The 21049-nt window shown below is 66.8% G+C and carries 31 protein-coding genes; 30 read left to right on the forward strand and 1 reads right to left on the reverse strand.

Translation table 11 applies throughout. The features are described 5' to 3' along the window. The first annotated feature begins 28 nt into the window (after positions 1–28). From rpsS to truA, 27 genes are all read left to right on the forward strand, one after another. A complete protein-coding gene (rpsS, locus tag MJ777_RS08510) occupies positions 29–310 on the forward strand; it encodes a 30S ribosomal protein S19 (RefSeq protein ID WP_239310550.1) in 282 nt (93 codons plus the stop codon). Beyond that, positions 303–740, forward strand: a complete 438-nt coding sequence (gene rplV / locus MJ777_RS08515) for a 50S ribosomal protein L22 (protein ID WP_239310551.1) — start codon at positions 303–305, stop codon at positions 738–740. Before rpsS ends, rplV begins: the two co-directional genes overlap by 8 nt. Next, the gene (gene rpsC / locus MJ777_RS08520) at positions 740–1759 is read left to right on the forward strand and encodes a 30S ribosomal protein S3 (protein ID WP_239374904.1); all 1020 of its coding nucleotides are present in this window, start codon (positions 740–742) and stop codon (positions 1757–1759) included. Before rplV ends, rpsC begins: the two co-directional genes overlap by 1 nt. Before the next feature lie 4 nt (positions 1760–1763). Further along, positions 1764–2180, forward strand: a complete 417-nt coding sequence (gene rplP / locus MJ777_RS08525; protein ID WP_239310553.1) for a 50S ribosomal protein L16 — start codon at positions 1764–1766, stop codon at positions 2178–2180. Next, a complete protein-coding gene (rpmC, locus tag MJ777_RS08530) occupies positions 2180–2479 on the forward strand; it encodes a 50S ribosomal protein L29 (RefSeq protein ID WP_239310554.1) in 300 nt (99 codons plus the stop codon). Before rplP ends, rpmC begins: the two co-directional genes overlap by 1 nt. 5 nt (positions 2480–2484) lie before the next feature. After that, positions 2485–2799: a 30S ribosomal protein S17 gene (rpsQ, locus tag MJ777_RS08535; protein ID WP_370651612.1), complete on the forward strand. Its 315-nt coding sequence runs from the start codon at positions 2485–2487 to the stop codon at positions 2797–2799. Between the two features lie 131 nt (positions 2800–2930). Further along, a complete protein-coding gene (gene rplN, locus MJ777_RS08540; protein ID WP_131748536.1) occupies positions 2931–3299 on the forward strand; it encodes a 50S ribosomal protein L14 in 369 nt (122 codons plus the stop codon). An 11-nt stretch (positions 3300–3310) separates the two neighbouring features. Further along, complete coding sequence (gene rplX / locus MJ777_RS08545; RefSeq protein ID WP_239310564.1) at positions 3311–3628, forward strand: 50S ribosomal protein L24; 318 nt, start codon at positions 3311–3313, stop codon at positions 3626–3628. A gap of 417 nt (positions 3629–4045) precedes the next feature. Then, a complete protein-coding gene (rplE, locus tag MJ777_RS08550; protein WP_239310556.1) occupies positions 4046–4615 on the forward strand; it encodes a 50S ribosomal protein L5 in 570 nt (189 codons plus the stop codon). A 70-nt stretch (positions 4616–4685) separates the two neighbouring features. Next, on the forward strand, positions 4686–4871 hold the full coding sequence (locus MJ777_RS08555; protein ID WP_239310557.1) for a type Z 30S ribosomal protein S14: 186 nt from the start codon (positions 4686–4688) through the stop codon (positions 4869–4871). Positions 4872–5081: 210 nt separating this feature from the next. Then, complete coding sequence (rpsH, locus tag MJ777_RS08560) at positions 5082–5489, forward strand: 30S ribosomal protein S8 (protein WP_239310558.1); 408 nt, start codon at positions 5082–5084, stop codon at positions 5487–5489. A gap of 12 nt (positions 5490–5501) precedes the next feature. Next, on the forward strand, positions 5502–6038 hold the full coding sequence (gene rplF, locus MJ777_RS08565) for a 50S ribosomal protein L6 (protein WP_239374907.1): 537 nt from the start codon (positions 5502–5504) through the stop codon (positions 6036–6038). 11 nt (positions 6039–6049) lie between these two features. Further along, positions 6050–6418: a 50S ribosomal protein L18 gene (gene rplR / locus MJ777_RS08570; protein ID WP_239310560.1), complete on the forward strand. Its 369-nt coding sequence runs from the start codon at positions 6050–6052 to the stop codon at positions 6416–6418. A 115-nt stretch (positions 6419–6533) separates the two neighbouring features. Beyond that, positions 6534–7142 (forward strand): 30S ribosomal protein S5, encoded by a 609-nt coding sequence (gene rpsE / locus MJ777_RS08575; RefSeq protein ID WP_239310561.1) that lies wholly within the window; start codon positions 6534–6536, stop codon positions 7140–7142. Continuing rightward, on the forward strand, positions 7142–7327 hold the full coding sequence (gene rpmD / locus MJ777_RS08580; RefSeq protein ID WP_239310565.1) for a 50S ribosomal protein L30: 186 nt from the start codon (positions 7142–7144) through the stop codon (positions 7325–7327). Before rpsE ends, rpmD begins: the two co-directional genes overlap by 1 nt. Continuing rightward, positions 7324–7818, forward strand: a complete 495-nt coding sequence (rplO, locus tag MJ777_RS08585) for a 50S ribosomal protein L15 (RefSeq protein ID WP_239310562.1) — start codon at positions 7324–7326, stop codon at positions 7816–7818. Before rpmD ends, rplO begins: the two co-directional genes overlap by 4 nt. A gap of 514 nt (positions 7819–8332) precedes the next feature. Further along, a complete protein-coding gene (gene secY, locus MJ777_RS08590; protein WP_239310563.1) occupies positions 8333–9625 on the forward strand; it encodes a preprotein translocase subunit SecY in 1293 nt (430 codons plus the stop codon). After that, complete coding sequence (locus tag MJ777_RS08595; RefSeq protein ID WP_239347992.1) at positions 9625–10278, forward strand: adenylate kinase; 654 nt, start codon at positions 9625–9627, stop codon at positions 10276–10278. Before secY ends, MJ777_RS08595 begins: the two co-directional genes overlap by 1 nt. Positions 10279–10730: 452 nt before the next feature. Further along, the gene (map, locus tag MJ777_RS08600) at positions 10731–11564 is read left to right on the forward strand and encodes a type I methionyl aminopeptidase (protein ID WP_239347991.1); all 834 of its coding nucleotides are present in this window, start codon (positions 10731–10733) and stop codon (positions 11562–11564) included. Between the two features lie 168 nt (positions 11565–11732). Beyond that, positions 11733–11954 (forward strand): translation initiation factor IF-1, encoded by a 222-nt coding sequence (infA, locus tag MJ777_RS08605; protein WP_006541558.1) that lies wholly within the window; start codon positions 11733–11735, stop codon positions 11952–11954. 114 nt (positions 11955–12068) lie between these two features. Then, positions 12069–12182 carry a 50S ribosomal protein L36 gene (gene rpmJ / locus MJ777_RS08610; protein ID WP_003956441.1) on the forward strand — a complete coding sequence of 38 codons (114 nt, stop codon included), beginning with the start codon at positions 12069–12071 and terminating at the stop codon, positions 12180–12182. 192 nt (positions 12183–12374) lie between these two features. Continuing rightward, positions 12375–12755: a 30S ribosomal protein S13 gene (gene rpsM / locus MJ777_RS08615; RefSeq protein ID WP_131748469.1), complete on the forward strand. Its 381-nt coding sequence runs from the start codon at positions 12375–12377 to the stop codon at positions 12753–12755. A gap of 87 nt (positions 12756–12842) precedes the next feature. Then, positions 12843–13247 carry a 30S ribosomal protein S11 gene (gene rpsK, locus MJ777_RS08620; RefSeq protein WP_013875088.1) on the forward strand — a complete coding sequence of 135 codons (405 nt, stop codon included), beginning with the start codon at positions 12843–12845 and terminating at the stop codon, positions 13245–13247. Positions 13248–13325: 78 nt separating this feature from the next. Continuing rightward, complete coding sequence (gene rpsD / locus MJ777_RS08625) at positions 13326–13952, forward strand: 30S ribosomal protein S4 (protein ID WP_239311800.1); 627 nt, start codon at positions 13326–13328, stop codon at positions 13950–13952. 288 nt (positions 13953–14240) lie between these two features. After that, positions 14241–15290, forward strand: coding sequence for a DNA-directed RNA polymerase subunit alpha (locus MJ777_RS08630; protein WP_239311802.1), 1050 nt, complete (start codon positions 14241–14243; stop codon positions 15288–15290). A gap of 189 nt (positions 15291–15479) precedes the next feature. After that, a complete protein-coding gene (rplQ, locus tag MJ777_RS08635) occupies positions 15480–16121 on the forward strand; it encodes a 50S ribosomal protein L17 (protein WP_239374927.1) in 642 nt (213 codons plus the stop codon). Between the two features lie 213 nt (positions 16122–16334). Continuing rightward, positions 16335–17192, forward strand: coding sequence for a tRNA pseudouridine(38-40) synthase TruA (gene truA / locus MJ777_RS08640; protein WP_239374943.1), 858 nt, complete (start codon positions 16335–16337; stop codon positions 17190–17192). Between the two features lie 22 nt (positions 17193–17214). Here truA and MJ777_RS08645 read toward each other — a convergent pair whose 3' ends face one another. Continuing rightward, on the reverse strand, positions 17215–18357 hold the full coding sequence (locus MJ777_RS08645) for a hypothetical protein (protein WP_239374946.1): 1143 nt from the start codon (positions 18355–18357) through the stop codon (positions 17215–17217). A 218-nt stretch (positions 18358–18575) separates the two neighbouring features. On the opposite strand from MJ777_RS08645, the gene rplM reads away from it, so the two are divergent. From rplM to glmM, 3 genes are all read left to right on the forward strand, one after another. Beyond that, positions 18576–19019 (forward strand): 50S ribosomal protein L13, encoded by a 444-nt coding sequence (gene rplM / locus MJ777_RS08650; RefSeq protein WP_239311810.1) that lies wholly within the window; start codon positions 18576–18578, stop codon positions 19017–19019. 197 nt (positions 19020–19216) lie between these two features. Beyond that, positions 19217–19624 (forward strand): 30S ribosomal protein S9, encoded by a 408-nt coding sequence (gene rpsI, locus MJ777_RS08655; RefSeq protein WP_239311812.1) that lies wholly within the window; start codon positions 19217–19219, stop codon positions 19622–19624. 25 nt (positions 19625–19649) lie between these two features. Beyond that, on the forward strand, positions 19650–20996 hold the full coding sequence (glmM, locus tag MJ777_RS08660; protein ID WP_239311814.1) for a phosphoglucosamine mutase: 1347 nt from the start codon (positions 19650–19652) through the stop codon (positions 20994–20996). Positions 20997–21049: the final 53 nt, after the last annotated feature.

The following is a 21049-nucleotide window of genomic DNA, read 5'->3' on the forward strand; positions in this document are numbered from 1 at the left end:
GTTCTGAGCGGGAAGGAGGAGACACGCCATGCCACGTAGCCTGAAGAAGGGCCCGTTCGTCGACGACCACCTGCTCAAGAAGGTGGACGTACAGAACGCCAAGGGCACGAAGAACGTCATCAAGACCTGGTCGCGGCGCTCGACGGTGATCCCGGACATGCTGGGGCACACCATCGCCGTGCACGACGGCCGCAAGCACGTCCCGGTGTTCATCACCGAGGGGATGGTTGGTCACAAGCTCGGCGAGTTCGCGCCGACGCGGACCTTCCGCGGTCACGTCAAGGAAGACCGGAGGTCGCGTCGTGGCTGACGACCTCGTGGACGGGCTCACCCGGTCCGGTCTGGACGGGGCGAAGGCCTCGGCCCGCTATGTCCGGGTATCGCCGACCAAGGCGCGTCGGGTTGTCGACCTGGTCCGTGGCCGTTCCGCCCGCGAGGCCCTGGACATCCTCCGTTTTGCCCCACAGGCGGCCAGCGAGGACGTGTACAAGGTGGTCGCGAGCGCGGTTGCGAACGCCGAGCACAATCACGGCCTTGACCCGTCCACGCTCTGGGTGGGCGAGGTCTACGTCGACGAGGGCCCGACGCTCAAGCGCATCCGTCCGCGGGCGCAGGGCCGTGCCTACCGGATCCGGAAGCGGACCAGCCACATCACGGTCGTCGTGGAAAGCCGGGAACCGGTTTCGGTGACCCGCGGCGCGTCGACCGGCGCATCGCAGACTGCAAGGAGGGCCCGGTAGTGGGGCAGAAGGTCAACCCGCACGGGTTCCGGCTCGGGATCACTTCGGAGTTCACCTCTCGTTGGTACGCCGACAAGCAGTACAAGGCGTACGTCGGCGAGGATGTGAAGATCCGTAAGATGATGTCCCGGGGTATGGAGCGCGCGGGAATCAGTCGGGTCGACATCGAGCGGACCCAGGGCCGGCTGCGGGTGGACATCCACACCGCCCGCCCGGGGATCGTCATCGGACGTCGCGGCGCTGAGGCCGACCGCATCCGCGGCGACCTCGAGAAGCTGACCGGCAAGCAGGTCCAGCTCAACATCCTTGAGGTGAAGAACCCTGAGGTCGACGCCCAGCTCGTCGCGCAGGGCGTGGCGGAGCAGCTGTCGAGCCGGGTCAGCTTCCGGCGGGCGATGCGCAAGGCCATGCAGTCGGCGATGAAGGGCGGCGCCAAGGGCATCCGGGTGCAGTGTTCCGGACGCCTGGGCGGCGCCGAGATGAGCCGCTCGGAGTTCTACCGCGAAGGCCGGGTGCCCCTGCACACGCTGCGCGCCGACATCGACTACGGATTCTACGAGGCCCGGACCACCTTCGGCCGTATCGGCGTGAAGGTCTGGATCTACAAGGGTGACGTGGTCCAGAGCCGTGCGGAGCGGGAGGCGCAGGAGGCACTCCAGCGCCAGCACCGCCGGGAGCGCCCGCGCCGTGGGCCACGGTCGGGTTCGTCGGGTACCACCACCGGTGGCACCGACGCCGGGCGTGCCGCCGCGCGGCAGGGTGAGCGGCGTGGCCGTGGCGGTGGCGGTGCCACCGGTGGTGGTGGCGGTAACGCTGGTGGCGGTAACGCTGGTGGCGGTAACGCTGGTAGCGGTGGTGACGCGACGGCTGCGGTTGGCGCTGACACCGCTACCGCGCCGGCTGTGACGGCCCCGGCGGCTGAGGCGGCTGCCCCCGCGGCGCCGGTCTCAGCTCCGGTTTCGGCTCCGCTCGACACCGCCGCGCCCGCTGCTGGGACGGCCCAGGAGACGGAGGGCTAGGACAATGCTGATTCCCCGTAAGGTCGCGCACCGCAAGCAGCACCATCCCGGTCGTGGCGGCGCGGCCAAGGGCGGCACCAAAATCGCGTTCGGTGAGTTCGGCATCCAGGCGCTGGAGTCCGCCTATGTGACGAACCGGCAGATCGAGTCGGCGCGTATCGCGATGACGCGCCACATCCGCCGTGGTGGCAAGGTTTGGATCAACATCTACCCGGACCGGCCGCTGACCAAGAAGCCGGCTGAGACCCGGATGGGTTCGGGCAAGGGCTCGCCGGAGTGGTGGATCGCCAACGTCAAGCCCGGGCGCATGATGTTCGAACTCTCGGGGGTGTCTGAGCCGGTCGCGCGGGAGGCGATGCGGCGTGCCATCCACAAGCTCCCGATGAAGTGCCGGTTCGTGACCCGCGAGGGAGGCGCGTGATGGCGACCGCGACCGCCGACGAGCTACGGACCCTGTCTGGGCAGGACCTGGTGGACAAGCTGCGCGAGGCCAAGGAGGAGCTCTTCAACCTCCGTTTTCAGGCCGCTACCGGTCAGCTTTCCAACAATCGCCGCCTGCAGGACGTCCGGCGTGACATCGCGCGTATCTACACGGTGCTCCGGGAGCGTGAACTCGGCCTCGCTGATGATCCGAACCTGGTCGGGACTGAAGTGCCCGGAGCGGTTGGCGGCGTTGAGCCGTTGCAGACAACGGCGGCGATACAGGTGGAACGGGCGTGAATGGGATGACAACGGACGGCACCCCGGCGACAGGGAACCCGCCGGTCACCGCGCGGGCGGCGACCGGCGGTCGCGGCTTCCGCAAGGTCCGCGAAGGCCTTGTGATCAGCGACAAGATGGCCAAGACCGTGGTGGTCGCGGTGGAGGACCGGGTTCAGCACCCGCTCTACGGCAAGACCATCAGGCGTACCAAGAAGGTCAAGGCACACGACGAGAACAGTACGACCGGCGTCGGTGACCGGGTCCTGCTGATGGAGACCCGCCCGCTGTCGGCGACCAAGCGCTGGCGTGTGGTCGAGGTTCTGGAGAAGGCCAAGTAGATCGACCAGCCGATTGTGTTCTACGGGCCGATGGCGGCGTGATCGTGGTTTTTCGCGCCGCCGGAGGACTTGGAAGGGTCTAGCGAGCCGGCCGCCGGCAGGCGGGCGCCGACGCAGTTCGGGAGCGGGAAGTGATCCAGCAGGAGTCGCGGCTTCGGGTCGCCGACAACACGGGTGCCAGGGAACTGCTGTGCATTCGGGTACTCGGTGGTTCGGGGCGTCGTTATGCCGGTATCGGCGACATCATCGTCGGGACCGTGAAGGACGCCCTGCCCGGGGCTGGCGTCAAGCGTGGTGACGTGGTCAAGGCGGTCGTCGTACGCACCACCAAGGAGCGCCGGCGTCCCGACGGCTCCTATATCCGGTTCGACGAGAACGCCGCCGTGCTCATCCGGGACGGTGGCGACCCCCGGGGTACACGCATCTTCGGACCGGTTGGTCGCGAGTTGCGTGACAAGAAGTTCATGAAGATTATTTCGCTGGCGCCGGAGGTGCTGTGACCGTGGCCAGAATGAAGATCAGAAAAGGCGACACGGTCCAGATCGTGACAGGTAAGGACCGTGGGCTCAAGGGGAAGGTCATCAGGGCTTTCCCCGCTGAGGACAAAGTGGTTGTCGAGGGCGCGAACAGGGTCGTCCGACACACCCGGGTGAACACCTCCGCTCGGGGCTCGCAGTCCGGCGGCATCGTCACCCAGGAAGCGCCCATCCACGTCAGCAACGTCATGATTGTCGATCCGTCCGACGGCCGTCCGACCAGGATCGGCTACCGCATCAACGATGACGGCACGAAGGTGCGGATCTCCCGTCGCACCGGCACCGAGCTGTAGATATGGCTAACGTAACCGCATGGATCGCTGACGGCGCCCACACAGTGCCCGGCGGCGTTCTCGTCGGCTTGCGTGCCCTCCGGGCACGCGGCGCCTCCTGCGGCCTGGCCGGATCGCCGTGTGGATCGCCGTCCGTTGGGCAGGGATGGATCGCTGACGGCGCCCACACAGTGCCCGGCGGCGCCTCCCGCGGCCTGGGGCGTGTCTGATGGATCTTCGATCGCGCGGATCAATGCCCAGAAAGCGTCCCGCTGTGTTGTCGTCGGTCCGGATAGGACACCGCTATCCGGGCCTCCTCCGCCTCGCGGGCCACTTTCTTGATCATCGCCCACATCGACCAACATCCATCAGACATGCCCTGGCCGGATCGCCGTGTGGATCGCCGTCCGTTGGGCAGAGGCTGCAAGGAAACGAGAGATGACTACTAGCATCGAATCCCGTCCGCTGCCACGGCTCAAGCTGCGGTATCGCGAGGAGATCGCGTCAGGCTTGCGCGAACAGTTCCACTACGCGAACGTGATGCAGATCCCGACCGTGGTCAAGGTCGTGGTCAACATGGGCGTTGGCGACGCGGCCCGGGACGCGAAACTCATCGATGGCGCGCTGCGGGACCTCACGGCGATCACCGGCCAGAAGCCCGCCGTTCGCCGGGCGAAGAAGTCCATCGCGCAGTTCAAGCTGCGGGAGGGCATGCCTATCGGCGCTAAGGTGACCCTGCGTGGCGATCGGATGTGGGAGTTTCTGGACCGCCTTGTCTCGGTCGCGCTCCCGCGTATCCGTGACTTCCGCGGGCTGTCCCCGAAACAGTTCGATGGCTCGGGTAACTACACCTTCGGCGTGATCGAACAGTCGATCTTTCATGAGATCGATATAGACCGTATCGACCGGGTCCGGGGAATGGACATCACGGTCGTCACGACCGCCACGACCGATGACGAGGGCCGTGCGCTGTTGCGCGCGCTGGGCTTCCCCTTCCGGGAGAACTGACGGCCACCGGCGGTGTGACTGTACTCCGTGGGCACACCACCGGCGGCCAGAGAGAAGGCATGGCAGGCAGATGGCGAAGAAGGCACTGATTGAAAAGGCGATCCGCAAGCCGAAGTTCGGTGTGCGGGGCTACACCCGTTGCCAGCGCTGCGGCCGGCCGCGGTCGGTCTACCGGGCGTTCGGCCTGTGCCGGGTGTGCCTGCGGCAGATGGCGCACCGCGGCGAGCTTCCCGGGATCACCAAGAGCTCGTGGTAGTGAAAGATTTTCGCATTGTGGTCGGCGGCGGCGCGTGTGTTGCTCTTTTCGCGCCATCGGCGGCCAGCCGTTGGTAGCACGACCTACCGGTAGCGGGACGGGGCGCAGGACGTCCACGCCCGCCAGCGGCCGGCGCACACTACCCACCCGTTCGCGGCAGGCCCCGGCTCGACAGCTGCGGGGAACCGTCGCGAGGAAGGCTTCAGCCCCATGACGATGACAGATCCGATTGCGGACATGCTGACCCGTGTCCGTAATGCCAACCGTGCATACCACGATCAGGTGGTGATGCCGAACAGCAAGATCAAAACGCATATTGCGGAGATCCTCCAGCAGGAGGGTTACATCGCCGGATGGCACGTCGAGGAGCCGCCGGACGGCGACGTCGGCGCGTCCCTCGTCGTGGAGCTGAAGTACGGCCCGAACCGGGAGCGCTCCATCGCCGGGGTGAAGCGCATCAGCAAGCCGGGCCTGCGGGTCTACGCAAAGGCGACCAACCTGCCCAAGGTGCTCGGCGGTCTTGGTGTGGCGATCATTTCCACGTCATCGGGCCTGCTGACCGACAAACAGGCCAACAAGCGCAGGGTAGGCGGGGAAGTCCTCGCCTACGTCTGGTAAGGGGGCCGCACGATGTCACGCATCGGACGCCTGCCGATCTCGGTGCCCAGCGGCGTGGATGTCTCCCTGGACGGCCCAGAGATCGTCATCAAGGGCCCCAAGGGGACTCTCAGCCATTCCGTGGTGGAACCGATCACCGTCAGTGCGCAGGATGGTCAGCTGCTCGTCATTCGTCCGGACGACGAACGCCGTTCCCGGGCGCTGCACGGCCTGACCCGGTCGCTGGTGGCGAACATGGTCACCGGAGTCACCGCCGGATACTCGAAGACACTTGAGATCGTTGGTGTCGGTTACCGCGTTCAGGCCAAGGGCTCGGACCTGGAGTTCGCGCTCGGCTTCAGTCACCCGGTCGCGGTGAAGGCGCCGGAGGGCATCCGGTTCGAGGTGCAGACACCGACGCGCTTTGTCGTCCACGGGATCGACAAGCAGCAGGTCGGCGAGGTGGCAGCCAAGATCCGCCGGCTCCGCAAGCCAGATCCGTACAAGGGCAAGGGTGTGCGGTATCAGGGCGAGGTCGTCCGCCGCAAGGTCGGCAAGTCCGGGAAGTAGGGGAACGGATCATGGCTGTCAGTGTCAGCGCCCAGCGGCGTTCGGCGAAGCTTCGCCGGCACGTGCGGATTCGCAAGAAGATCACGGGTACATCCGCCCGCCCGCGCCTCGTGGTCACCCGCTCGGCTCGTCACATCTACGCCCAGGTCATCGACGACATCGCCGGCCACACGCTCGTTTCGGCATCCACGCTGGACGCGTCGCTGCGCACCGCGGAGGGTGACAAGACCGCACAGGCGAAGGCCGTCGGGCAGCTTGTCGCCGAACGCGCCCGGCAAGCGGGAATAGGCGCGGTGGTGTTCGATCGTGGTGGTCGGACCTACCATGGCCGGATAGCGGCGCTCGCGGACGCCGCCAGGGAAGGCGGGCTCGAGTTCTGATGCCTTGCCGTAGGACATGCGGAAGATCAACAGTGCCGCTGGGATTTCGGCCGCTGGCGGCGCGCGAACATTGTGATCGCGTCGCCTTTGGCCCTCTAAACAGGGAGATTTACTGATGCCAGGCCAGCAGCGCCGCGGAGGCGGCTCCGGCGGCTCTGACCGTCGGGAACGCCGCGACCGCCAGGGCGGCGGTCCGGCGCAGGACAAGAACGCCTACATCGAGCGAGTGGTCGCCATCAACCGGGTGGCGAAGGTCGTCAAGGGCGGTCGGCGGTTCAGCTTTACGGCCCTCGTCGTTGTCGGTGACGCGGACGGCACCGTCGGTGTGGGTTACGGCAAGGCCAAAGAGGTGCCGGCCGCCATCGCCAAGGGTGTGGAAGAGGCCAAGAAGCACTTCTTCAAGGTGCCGCGGATCGGCTCGACGATCCCGCACCCGATTCAGGGCGAGGCCGCGGCCGGAGTCGTGCTGCTCAAGCCGGCATCACCGGGTACCGGTGTCATCGCGGGTGGACCAGTGCGCGCGGTGCTGGAGTGCGCGGGTGTTCACGATGTCCTGTCGAAGTCGCTGGGCTCGTCGAATCCCATCAACATCGTGCACGCCACCGTCTCGGCGCTGCGGGGCCTCATGCGTCCCGAGGAGATCGCGGCACGCCGCGGCCTGCCGATCGAGGATGTCGCGCCGCCCGCGATGCTGCGGGCGCGGGCGGCCGGGGTCGGTGTGTGATGGCTCGTCTGAAGATCACCCAGATTCGCTCCGAAATCGGTGGGACGCGCAATCAGCGGGAGACCCTGCGGACTCTTGGGCTTCGCCGGATCAGAGCCACCACCGTTCGTGATGACCGCCCGGAAATACGTGGGATGATTGCGACTGTGACCCATCTCGTCAAGGTCGAGGAGGTGCATGAATGAGCAGCCTGACCAAGGCCTCCGAGCCGGGGACGGCTGACGCTGCCCGCGGTCGTGGTCTCAAGGTCCACCACCTCAGGCCCGCGGCGGGTGCGCACAAGGCCAAGACCCGTGTCGGCCGGGGCGAGGGCTCCAAGGGCAAGACCGCCGGTCGCGGTACGAAGGGCTCGAAGGCGCGCAAGCAGGTTCCGGCCCGTTTCGAGGGCGGCCAGATGCCGTTGCACATGCGCGTGCCCAAGCTCAAGGGGTTCAAGAACCGCTTCCGCAAGGAGTACCAGGTTGTGAATGTCGCCACTCTCGCCGAGCTGTTCCCAGCCGGTGGCGAGATCGGTGTGAACGATCTGGTGGGCGCCGGTGCGGTACGCCGTAACGCGCTCGTGAAGGTCCTGGGCGATGGGGAGATCGCAGTGGCGCTGAACGTGAGCGCTCACGCCTTCTCGACCACGGCCCGGGAGAAGATTCTTGCTGTCGGCGGCAGCGTCGTCGAGCTCTGAGGCACCGCTGCCGCCGGTTCAGGCGGCTGCCGGGCACCCGGGCGGCGCGGGGCTGTTTTCCCATCCGGCGCTGTGTTTCGCGCCGGATGCCCGGCATCCAGCGGCGTTCACCCGGGATGGCCGGGATGATGATTTGGCCGTCATGTCCCGTGCCGCCGGAGACGGTTCTGCCGGGCGCTCTTCATCGTGCCGCCCGGCGTGACCGCCAGAATGATCCTTTCTGTATCGGTTGCGTCCGCGCGGAGGCTTTGCAAGGATAGATCAGCTCTGTTCCGAATACGCCAAAAAGTCATGAGCCATGTCTCCATGCCCCTGATCCCGGAGGCGGCCGACCGCTATGCCGACTCTGGGCCTGGCCGTGACCCAGGCGCGCTCGGCGTTGTCGCCGGTCCATGTCGGGACGAGTGGACCGTCTCTACTGTTACAGTCGGCACACCGCGCACCGCCGGTCCTATGTTCGGCCAGGACAGTCGTCCACCGAGTGGGTTTGCCGTGACGATCAGCAGGAGGAGTCGTGCTCACCGCCTTCACACGGGCCTTCCGCACGCCCGACCTGCGTAAGAAGCTGCTCTTTACGTTCGGGATCATCGTTCTGTTCCGGATGGGTAGCGTGCTGCCATCGCCGGGGATCTCAACCGGCGCGATCAACCAGTGCCTGTCCTCCGCGAGCGCCGACAGCCGGAACGTCTACTCGTTGATCAACCTTTTCAGCGGTGGCGCTCTTCTTCAGCTCTCCATCTTCGCCCTGGGGATCATGCCGTACATCACGGCGAGCATCATCATCCAGTTGCTGGTCGTGGTCATTCCGCGCCTCGAGCAGCTGAAGAAGGAAGGCGCCTCCGGCGAGCAGAAGCTCACGCAGTACACCCGTTATCTGACCATCTCCCTGGGGGTTCTGCAGGCGACGGGTATCGTCGCGCTCGCCCGCAGTGGCAACCTCTTCCCCGGTTGTTCCGCGCCGATCATCCCCGACACCAGCCTCTTCCGTATCGCGGTCATCGTTATCACCATGACCGCGGGAACCGCTGTGATCATGTGGCTCGGCGAGTTGATCACTGCTCGTGGTGTTGGTAACGGCATGTCACTGTTGATTTTCACCTCGATCGCGGCCGCGCTGCCGTCTCAGGGGACCCGGATCCTCCAGGTCGCCGGCGGCGTCGTCTTCACCCTCATCTGTCTGCTGGGTCTGGCGATCGTGGTGTTCGTGGTGTTCGTGGAGCAGTCGCAGCGGCGGATCCCGGTGCAGTATGCCAAGCGGCTGATCGGCCGCCGGATGTACGGCGGCACCTCGACCTACCTGCCGATCAAGGTGAACCAGGCGGGGGTTATTCCCGTGATCTTCGCCTCATCCCTGCTCCAGCTTCCACAGCTGCTCGGGCAGGTCTGGAGTAACAAGACCTTCCAGGACTTTGAGCAGCGCTACCTGGCGCGTGGTGACCACCCGCTGTATCTGATTATCTATGCCGGACTGATCATTTTCTTCACCTACTTCTATGTGGCCATCACTTTCAACCCGACCGAGGTGGCGGACAACATGAAGAAGTACGGCGGTTTCATCCCTGGGATCAGGCCCGGCCGTCCGACCGCTGAGTATCTCGACCGGGTGCTGTCGCGGATCACTCTCCCGGGCTCGCTCTTCCTTGGCGTCATCACGGTCCTGCCACTTGCGCTGCTCAATCTCACCAAACAGCAGCCGTTTCCCTTCGCCGGCACTTCGGTACTGATCATTGTGGGGGTGGGGCTGGAAACCGTGAAACAGATCGAGAGCCAGCTCATGCTCCGCAACTACGAAGGTTTTCTGCGGTAGTGCGCCTCGTACTGGTCGGACCACCGGGCGCTGGTAAGGGCACCCAGGCCGCGTTCATCGCCCAGGCACGGTTGATCCCCAAGATCTCGACGGGAGACATCTTCCGGGCGAACGTCCGGGAGGGCACCGAACTCGGGGTGCTCGCGAAGCAGTTCATGGATGCGGGCGACCTTGTGCCCGATGAGATCACTATCGGGATGGTCCGTAACAGGCTGGCTGAGGAGGACGCGGCCAAGGGTTTCCTCCTCGACGGCTTCCCACGTAACGTCCCCCAGGCTGAGGTTCTGGGGCAGCTGCTCGAGGGCATGGGAACGCGCCTGGACGTCGTTCTGGAACTCGTCGTCGACGACGATGAGGTGGTGCGGCGCCTGTCTGGGCGGCGGACCTGCCGTAACTGCGGGCACATCTGGCACGTGGACTTCGATCCTCCCGCGGTGGAGGGCGTCTGCGATCGGTGCGGCGGTGAGCTGTTCCAGCGTGACGACGACCGCTCTGAGACGGTGCGCCACCGGTTGGAGGTGTATGCCGAGCAGACTTCGCCCCTGGTCGCCTACTACGCCGCGAAAGGCCTGCTGATCGGTCTTGACGCCACCGGGCCGGTGGACAACGTCACTGATCGTGCCCTTGACGCCCTGCGTCACTATGCAAGTTAGAGCGCCCGGCAATAGGGGCGTGGATCAAGGAGCGGGGCTGGGGTGCGTAGATCGCGAGGCGGCGGAGGGAGCCACCCTGGTGTTGGGTGGCGACTGACGACAACACGGCGAGGTGCGTGCCCCAGCCCCGCGACGCCGCGTCCCTATTGCCGGTCGCTCTTAGCGCGCCCCTGTTGTCAGGTGATCGTAGGGTGCGGCGTCACGGTGGCTTGTAGGCGGCGCGGCGCCGTCTCGGCGGGCAGACTTGGGCGGGCGGCCACACAGTAGGGGCCGTGGGTGTGGCTCCTCGTGGCGGAAGCGGGCACGACCAGGAATTTTTCCGCCATCGGAGCCCATGAGAGACGCAGGGTGACAGGGTTACCAGAGACACCGGCCGAAGGATGCGCGATCATGGTTTTTTCGCGTTTCTGGGGGCTTCAGGCGGACTAGGGATACGGACCGGGGCGACGAGCGTGGCGCGACGAGAGCATGTCCAGATCAAGACCGAAGGCGAGATCGCGAAGATGCGGGTGGCGGGCCTTGTCGTCGCGCGCACCCTGGAGAAGCTGCGTGCGGCCGTCAAACCGGGTATCAGTACCGCTGATCTTGATGTCATCGCCGAGGGCGCGATTCGGGCTGAGGGCGCCATTCCCTCCTTCAAGGGATACCAGGGTTTTCCGGCGACGATCTGCACATCCGTCAACAACGAGGTCGTGCATGCCATCCCACGACGCAAGCGGGTACTGCGTGAGGGAGATCTCATCTCCATCGACTGCGGCGCGATCGTGAACGGCTGGCATGGTGACGCCGCGATCACGGTACCGGTCGGCGCGGTCTCGCGCGACATCCTGGACATGACCGAAGCCTGTGAGCAGGCGCTGTGGCGGGGTCTGGCGGCGGCGCAGCTCGGGGGCAAGCTCACGGATATCTCGGCGGCGGTGGAGCGTTATGTCCGGCCGCTCGGATACGGCATCGTGGACCACTACGGCGGGCATGGGATCGGAACCGAGATGCACCAGCCACCACACATCCTCAACTACGGGCGGCCTGGTCGCGGCATCCGACTGGTTGAAGGGGTCGCGCTGGCGATCGAGCCAATGATCACGATTGGCCGACCGGATACCGCGGTACTCGACGACGACTGGACGGTGGTCACCGCTGACGGCCTGTTTGCGGCCCACACGGAACACACGGTCGCGGTCACTGCGCGGGGTCCCTGGGTGCTGACGGCTCTGGACGGCGGCGCCGCGAAGTTCGCCGAGCTCGGTGTTGCCTGCGGTCAGCCGGCCCAGACCTCTGTTGCCTGATCTCGTTGCCTGATCTCTGTCTTGGATGGCCGCTGATCCGGCTCCGTGGCCGCGTGATGGAGCCAGGTTGGCTCTTGACGGATGGGCAACGTACACTTAGAGGCCGGCGGTTAGTGGGCGTTCGCCTGTGTCCACCGTCGGACACCCGAGGGTAGGACAGCGGAGGACATGCCGAAGAAGGACGGGGCCATCGAGATCGAAGGCCGAGTTGTGGAGCCGCTCCCGAACGCGATGTTTCGGGTCGAGCTCCAGAACGGCCATCGCGTTCTCGCCCACATCAGTGGCAAGATGCGTCAGCACTACATCCGGATCCTTCCGGAGGACCGGGTGGTCGTCGAGCTTTCCCCGTACGACCTGTCCCGGGGCCGGATCGTCTACCGCTACAAGTAAACTCGCCTGGCCGATGGCGATGCGGTCGCTGTTCAGACTGCTCGCCGGAGGCCGAGGGCTCCCAAGTCATCCGCACGCGCGCCCCAGCGGCTGCGCAAGGAGGTTCGTGCAGCCGTGAAGGTCAAGCCGAGCGTCAAGAAGATCTGCGACAAGTGCAAAGTGATCCGTCGTCATGGCCGAGTAATGGTCATCTGTGACAATCTGCGCCACAAGCAGCGGCAGGGCTGACGCCTTGGCCCGCTGGCCGGGGAGTGATCTTTCCCGGCTGTGGAGGCGCTGGACGGGTTCGCCAAAGCGTCACCGTGCCGCCTATCAAGCGGCGCTCACCCCCGGTCGGAGGCCGGGGCCCGGCTCGACGGACAGCGTGCCGTCACGGGATGGGGGCGCTCAAGACCTCCGTACAGGAAGGAAATACCTGGTATGGCACGCCTTTCAGGCGTAGACCTCCCGCGGGAGAAGCGGATCGAGGTCGCTCTCACCTACATCTTCGGGATCGGCCGGAGCCGATCGCTGGAGACTCTCGCCGCCACCGGGGTCAATCCGGACACGCGCGTCCGTGACCTTGCTGACGAGGAGGTCGTCAGGCTGCGGGAGTGGATCGACGCGAATTACCGGGTCGAGGGTGACCTGCACCGGGAGGTGCGTCAGGACATCCGCCGGAAGATGGAAATCGGTTGCTACCAGGGCCTGCGGCACCGGCGGAACCTTCCCGTCCACGGGCAGCGGACCCACACCAACGCGCGTACCCGTAAGGGTCCACGCCGCGCCATCGCCGGCAAGAAGAAGGCCGGTAAGAAGTAGTCAGTGACGTCCGGTCGGTGTGACCGCTGTTGGGCACCGCTACCGGGCACTGACCGACGACCTCGCAAACGGAGACCACGAGCACATATGCCGCCAAAGACGCGTGCCGCCGGGATCAAGAAGGTCCGGCGCAAGGAGAAGAAGAACGTCGCGCACGGCCACGCCCACATCAAGAGCACTTTCAACAACACGATCGTGTCGATCACGGACCCCAGCGGAAATGTGATCTCCTGGGCAAGCGCCGGGCACGTCGGTTTCAAGGGCTCCCGTAAGTCGACTCCGTTCGCCGCGCAGATGGCGGCGGAGAACGCCGCCCGCAAGGCGCAGGAACACGGGATGCGCAAGGTGGACGTTTTTGTCAAGGGTCCGGGTTCGGGCCGGGAGACGGCGATCCGCTCCCTGCAGGCGGCCGGTCTCGAGGTCGGCGCCATCCAGGATGTGACCCCCACGCCTCACAACGGTTGCCGGCCGCCCAAGCGACGTAGGGTCTGACGGCACATCACGGCCTCTGGTCGCGCGAAGAAAACCATGGTCGCGCCGTCCCCGGTCGCAAAGGAGAGAAGGACAAGCATGGCCCGCTACACCGGCGCGGACTGCAAGCGGTGCCGCCGTGAGAAGACGAAGCTGTTCCTGAAGGGCAGCAAGTGCGAGTCGCCCAAGTGCCCGATCGAGATCCGGCCGTATCCTCCGGGTGAGCACGGCCGCGGTCGCACCAAGGACTCCGAGTACCTGCTGCAGAAGCGTGAGAAGCAGAAGTGCGCGCGCATCTACGGGGTGCTCGAGAAGCAGTTCCGTGGCTACTACGACGAGGCGAACCGCCGTACCGGCAAGACCGGCGACGAGCTGCTGAAGATTCTTGAGTCGAGGCTTGACAACGTCGTCTACCGGGCTGGCTTCGCACCGTCCCGGGACGCCGCCCGCCAGGCTGTGCGGCACGGTCACATCGTGGTGAACGGTGGCAAGGTCGACATCCCGAGTTACCGGGTCAGCGAGAACGACATCGTCGAGATCGCGCCCAAGGCACGTGAACTGACCCCCTTCATCATCGCCCGGGAGACGGCCGGCCAGCGCACCGTCCCTGCCTGGCTGGAGGTCATCCCGAGCCAGCTCCGGGTGCTGGTTCACTCGTTGCCGGCTCGCCAGGTGATCGACACTCAGGTCCAGGAGCAGCTGATCGTTGAGCTGTACTCCAAGTAGCCTGAAGTTCCGAGTAGCGTAGACTTCGGCTTTCCTGAAGCCCTCTCGGAGCTGTGGCCAGGGCTCCCGCCGCGCGTCCAAGCGCCGCGGGAGCCCTGGCCGTACGGGTGACGGGGTGGCTCGGGGATGTCGGACCGGCTGCGGTCGTGCTGCTTTCAGCGCGGTCTGTGCCAGAACCGAAGCAGGTACCACCTGGGTGGGGCGGACGGAGGCCCCGCCCACGGGCTCCGTCTGGAGCCGAAGCCGCGGCGTCATATGGCGGTCGCCGCGTTGGGAAGGATGTCAACGATGCTCATTGCACAGCGTCCGACGCTGGCCGAGGAGCCGATCTCCGAGTTCCGCTCCCGGTTTGTCATCGAACCGCTTGAGCCGGGGTTCGGCTACACCCTCGGCAACTCGCTTCGCCGTACTTTGCTGTCCTCTATCCCTGGTGCGGCGGTGACCAGCATCCGTATCGATGGGGTGCTGCACGAATTCTCCACGGTTCCAGGCGTGAAAGAGGACGTCACCGACCTGATCCTGAACCTCAAGGAACTGGTCGTCAGCTCCGAGAACGACGACCCGACCGTGATGTACCTGCGCAAGCAAGGCCCAGGGGTGGTCACGGCGGCGGACATCGCGCCGCCGACCGGTGTCGAGGTGCACAGCTTGGACCTGCAGCTGGCGACTCTCAACGAAAAGGGCAAGCTCGAGATCGAGCTGACCGTCGAGCGAGGGCGTGGCTATGTCAGCGCCACCCAGAACAAGCAGGCGGGCCAGGAGATCGGCCGGATCCCGGTCGACTCGATCTACTCTCCGGTCCTCAAGGTCACCTACAAGGTCGAGGCGACCCGTGTCGAGCAGCGGACCGACTTCGACCGACTGATCGTGGATGTCGAGACCAAGCAGTCGATCTCCCCGCGGGACGCGATGGCCAGCGCGGGCAAGACGCTGGTCGGTCTGTTCGGTCTCGCGCAGGAGCTGAACGCCGAGGCGGAGGGTGTTGACATCGGCCCGTCCGCCGCGGACGCGGCCTTGGCCGCGGACCTGGCACTGCCGATCGAGGAGATGGATCTGACGGTCCGTTCCTACAACTGCCTCAAGCGTGAGGGCATCCACACGATCGGCGAACTGGTCTCCCGCAGTGAGGCGGACCTGCTCGACATCCGCAACTTCGGCCAGAAGTCGATCGACGAAGTCAAGACGAAGCTCGCCGGAATGGGGCTGCAGCTGAAGGACTCCCCACCCGGATTCGACCCGCGGCAGGCCGTGGACACCTACGGTACCGACACCTATCACACGTCGTTCAGCGACGCGGCTGACGACGGCGCGGAGTTTGTCGAGACCGAGCAGTACTAGACATTTATTGATCTTCGCTTTGTTCGATCGCTGAAACCAGGTACCCGGCTCGGCGCGAAGCGGCGGGCCGGGGCGTGGCAGGCGTCCTGAGTGGCGGCCCACCGCGGATCTCGGGGGTCGGATGATCGCGGCGAGGCGCGGTTGTATCTTGTTGGAGCGCGGTCGCCGAAAGGAACGAGGAGCACTGTCATGCCCACGCCTACCAAGGGCCCCCGGCTCGGTGGCAGTCCCGCACACGAGCGGCTGTTGCTGGCCAACCTCGCCACCGCGCTGTTCGAGCACGGCGGCATCACCACGACCGAGACCAAGGCCAAGCGCCTCCGCCCGTATGCCGAGCGGCTGGTGACCTTTGCCAAGCGCGGCGATCTGGACTCGCGCCGCCGCGTGCTGCGAGTGGTTCGCGACAAGTCCGTCGTGCACGTACTGTTCACCGAGATCGGCCCACGCTATGCCAACCGTGACGGCGGTTACACCCGCATCGTGAAGTTGGGGCCCCGCAAGGGTGACAACGCACCGCTGGCGCGTATCGAGCTCGTCGAGGCCATGACCGTCGCTCAGGAGGCGGTGAGCGAGGCCGAGCGGGCCCGCGGCAGCCGCTTCATCCCCCGGCGGCGACCGACCGGCGCGACCGCGGAGACCGCCGCGGATCTCGCGAAGGAGTCGCCGACCGCGGCCGCGGTGGCCGCTGAGGCTGCTGAGGCCGCCGTCGAGCGGGTGGAGGCCATCGCGAGCGATGACGACACGGCTGTCAACGACACGGCTGTCAACGACACGGCTGTCGATGGCGGGGCGGCCGTCGATGACGAGCCCGGCACGCCCAGGACCGAGTAGCGACTCTCGGGACCGCCGGGTGCGCGATAAAGGTCGTATCGTGTGCCCGGCCGTCCGCTGTGTCCGCAGGACGCCCGTTTTGCGCGAGCCCACCATCCATTAGAGGATGGTGGGCTTCGTGTTTCGCATCACAGCATGATCCTGGTGATTCCCGATGTCCTCCCCACCACTTCGCATCCGGCGGGACGATGTGATCCAATATGTGATCCGGAAATGTCCGGCCGGAATCGTCGGGGCGCCGTGAAAGCCGCCGACGGCCTGCAGCGCCTGCGCCTCGACTTGGCCTACGACGGGACGCTGTTCGCGGGCTGGGCGCGTCAGCCCGGACGGCGGACTGTGCAGGGTGACGTGGAGGATGCCCTGATGCGGGTGACGCGGTTGCCCGCGGTCCGGCTCACGGTTGCCGGGCGTACCGACGCGGGTGTCCACGCGCGCGGCCAGGTGGCCCACGTTGACATCCCGGATGATGTCCCGCTTGGCGGGCTCGCTCGCAGACTCAACGGCGTACTGGACCGATCAGTGCGGATCACAGGTCTGGCACCGGCGTCGCGGGGGTTCGACGCCCGCTTCTCAGCGTTGTCACGACGCTACGCCTATCGGATCGGGGACGCGCCGTACGGCGTCGACCCGCTGCGCCGGCACGACACGTTGGCCTGGCCGCGTCCGCTGGACGCCGAGCGGATGCGGCACGCCGCCATCCCGCTGCTGGGCGAGCACGACTTCGGCGCGTTCTGCCGGCGGCGGGAGGGCGCGACCACAGTGCGGACGCTGCTGCGTCTGGACGTGGCGCGGGTCCACGACGGCGTGGTGACGGCGGACGTGGAGGCGGACGCCTTCTGTCACTCGATGGTCAGGGCACTGGTGGGGGCGCTGCTCGCGGTGGGGGAGGGACGCCGTCCCCGGGAGTGGGTCGCGCGGGTTCTCGTGCGGGGCGTCCGCGACTCGGCGGTGACCGTGGTCGCGCCGCACGGCCTCACCCTCGTCGAGGTGCGCTACCCTCCCGATACCGATCTCGCCGCACGCGCGGCGGTGACCCGTGCCGTGCGGGTTCCCACCACGTCGTCAGGCTGACCGCCCGGTCACCGGTCGCTAGTCACCGTGGTCCGTGACCGGTGAGCGTGCGTCGAGAGATCGGCTCGCTGGCGAGTATCGCAAGATCGCGGCGGGCGGCACTCAGCGCCGGGTCGCTGCTGGCTCCCTGACTGCCGTCGGTGTAGGCGAGCTGAAGAACGATCAGATAATGGCCGCTGACCGGCGCGGTCCGCCAGGAATTGTCGCCCGTCGGGTTCGTGACCAGCGCGCCTGGCAGCGCCTCCGGCGGCACGGCCAGGGCTGTTATGCTGCCCCTTCCGGCGATGACCATATTTGCCGCGTTCTGGGCGGTGCTCGTCTCATCCACAGCGAGGACGGACACCGCCCCCAGCACCCGGCGCCCGGATGCATCCGGTCCGCCCAGGTACACCGCGTGGACGAGCTGGCGGCAGCGGTCGCCGGACAACGCGGTGGTGAGCTCGCCGGTGAGCCCCGGGCACCCGGACTCCAGCCGGTAGGCGAGGCGCTGGTACGAGCGAAGATCGAAAGTGCTGCTCTCGGTGTTGAAGAACTCGTTGGCTGTGATCGGATCGGCATCCGTCCGCCCACTGTCGATGACAGCGGGGCCGACCGCTTCCGGGCTCGGTGCCGTCATCCGCGCGGCGTGTTGGCTGTTGTCGCGGCTGTCATGTTGTGCCACAACAGTGACCGAGGCGATCACCAACGCCGCTACGGCGCTCGCCATCGTGATCAGTCTGACGAGGTAGCCCCGGGTCACGGGGGGAACGGCGGGGGGAACGGCGGCCGGCTCGTGGCGCGCGTGATCCGGTGCGGCCGGCGCTATGCCGTCAGTCGCCGTCACCGATTCGGCCGGCGGCGATGATTCGGCCGGCGCCGCTTCAGCACGGTCATCGGGAGGCGACGCGACCGCGCTCTCCACGGGAATCGGTTCCGCGTCGCCCGCGTCCGCGTCGCTCGGTCCCGGCTCGTCCAGCCCTGGAAGGGCGGCGCCCGCGTCAGGCGTCCACGTGGGTCTCCTGATCGACGGCGGCAATCCGTGCAGCGGGCCGAACAGCGGGTCATCCATGGCCGGGAGCCACGGATCGGCGGCATGCCCGAAGGAGTCCCCCGAAACGCCGGGTGAGCGCTCTGGCGGTTTTTCGTCCACCTCCCGCAGACTACGGTGTGCCTGGTAGATCTTCACGGATGTCGATGAGGCTGGCGACCTCGCCGACCGTCCGCGTCATTCGCCTGGTAACCTTAAAGACCAGCCGGCCAAGGGTGATGTGATCATGGTTTTCGCGTCATCGGCGGTCTGGAGGGGCCTGAGCTTCCTGGCGGGTTGTGAGAGCTACACGCCAAGCTGCGTGAGCGGCCCAAAGGCACAATGAGATGCATCCGCTGACAAGAAAAGGCAGACCTGTGCGCACGTACCAGCCCAAGCCCACGGACGTCCAGCAGGCCTGGCATGTCATCGATGCCACGGACGTGGTGCTCGGCAGGCTGGCCAGCCAGGCCGCTCAGCTGCTGCGCGGCAAGCACAAGCCGACATTCGCGCCGCACATCGACACCGGTGACTTTGTCATCATCGTGAACGCGGGCAAGGTTGCCCTGAGCGGTAACAAGCGGGAGCAGGCCCAGTATCATCGCCACTCCGGCTATCCTGGCGGCCTGCGTAGCACCCCCTATGGGTCACTGCTCGACACGCGGCCCCAGCTCATCGTCGAGAAGGCCATCAAGGGCATGCTGCCGAAGAACAAGCTGGGCAGGGCGCAGGGGAGCAAGCTCAAGGTCTATGCCGGGCCGACTCATCCCCACCAGGCTCAGCAGCCCCACCCATTCGCAATCACCCAGGTCGCGCAGTAAGAGCGCGGGCAGGAGGGGACGCGGCATCGCGAGGTTGAGCACACGCCTCGCGCCGTTGCCGTCGGTCGCCAGCCAAGGCCAGGGTGGTTCCCTCCGCCGCCTCGTGATAGACGTACCTCAATCCCGCTCCTTGATCCACGCCCCTATTGCCGGGCGCTCTAAGCCGCGGGCCATCTGACCAGGAAGGGACAGACGACGTGGCTGTCGTGACCGACGCCCAGGGCAACCCTCGCGCCACCGGTCGGCGCAAGGAGGCTGTTGTCCGGGTACGCCTCCTGCCGGGCACCGGCAAGTGGACCCTCAACGGGCGCTCCCTGGAGGAGTATTTCCCTAACAAGGTCCACCAGCAGCTTGTCAACGAGCCGCTCAAGGCGCTGGACCGAACCGAGTCCTACGATGTGGCGGCGCGGCTGCATGGCGGCGGTGTTTCCGGCCAGGCGGGCGCCCTTCGGCTTGCGCTCGCGCGGGCGCTGACCCTCGCGGAGGAGGAATCTCGCCCGATTCTGAAGAAGGCGGGCTTCCTGACGCGTGACGCCCGGGTCAAGGAACGCAAGAAGTACGGCCTCAAGAAGGCCCGGAAGGCACCCCAGTACAGCAAGCGCTGACGCGTTGGCTTCGCGGGATCTTGCAGTGGCGAGGCTCTTCGGTACGGATGGTGTGCGTGGGGTCGCCAATGCCGACCTCACCGCCGAGTTGGCGTTGGCGTTGTCGGCCGCGGCCGTCGGGGTGCTCGCTGAGCATCATGCCGCCGGCAGCGGGCATCCGGTTGTGGTCGTGGGGCGCGACACGCGGCCATCCGGGGAGTTCCTGGAAGCCGCCGTCGTCGCGGGTCTTGCGTCGGCTGGCGCGGACGTCCTGCGGATCGGTGTCGTGCCCACACCGGCGGTGGCGCACGCGGTGATCGGCGCGGGCGCGGCCCTCGGGGTGATGCTCTCGGCGAGCCACAACCCCATGCCGGACAACGGCATCAAGCTGTTCGCGGCCGGGGGCTACAAACTCCCGGACGAGATCGAGGACGAGATCGCCGGCCGTCTCGCCACCCCCGCGTCGGACCGTCCCACCGGGGCGGCGATCGGGCGCGTCCGCGACGATACGGCACTTGTGGAGAGCTACACGGACTTCCTGCTGGCGGCTGTTCCCGCCCCGATGACCGGTCTCCGGGTCGTGGTCGACTGTGCGCAGGGAGCCGCGTCGGCGTTGGCGCCACATGTGTTGCGTGCCGCTGGTGCTGACGTGATTCCCCTGCATGCGGACGGGGACGGCCTCCGGATCAACGACGGCTGCGGCGCAACCCAGCTGGACTCCCTGCGGGCCGCCGTGGTTGCGCACGGTGCCGACGCCGGTATCGCGCATGACGGGGACGCTGATCGCTGTCTCGCCGTCGACGCCAATGGCGAGGTCGTCGACGGCGATCAGATCCTTGCGCTGTGCGCACTTGCGCTGCGTGAACGCGGTGATCTTGCCGACGACACTCTCGTAGTGACGGTGATGTCCAACCTCGGCCTGCATCATGCGATGCGGGACGCCGGTATCAATGTGATCGCGACACCCGTCGGTGACCGCTACGTACTGGAGGCCATGCGCGAGCGGGCGTTGTCCCTCGGCGGGGAGCAGAGCGGGCACGTCGTCTTTCTCGGGCACGCGACGACCGGGGACGGCTTGCTCACGGCGTTGCAGGTGCTGGGCCGGATGGCCGAGACCGACCGCCCGTTGGCGGAGCTGGCGAAGGTCATGACAAGGCTGCCGCAGGTGCTGGTGAACGTCCGGGGCGTCGACCGTTCCAAGGTTTCCACCTCACCGGCACTTGCCGCGGCCGTGGCGGCCGCAGAGGCCGAGCTGGGCGATGAGGGCCGGGTGCTGTTGCGTTCGTCAGGCACGGAGCCGCTGGTGCGGGTCATGGTGGAGGCGCCGAGCACCGCCCAGGCGACAGCGATCGCCGCTCGCCTGTCCGCGGTCGTCGAGAGCGCCCTCGCGTAGGGCGTCCGGCACCAGGGGACGCGGCGTCGCGGGGCTGGGGCGCGCGCCTTAGA

Origin of the sequence: Protofrankia sp. Cj5, from assembly GCF_917627405.1 — a bacterium.
In the GTDB taxonomy this organism is placed as follows: domain Bacteria; phylum Actinomycetota; class Actinomycetes; order Frankiales; family Frankiaceae; genus Protofrankia.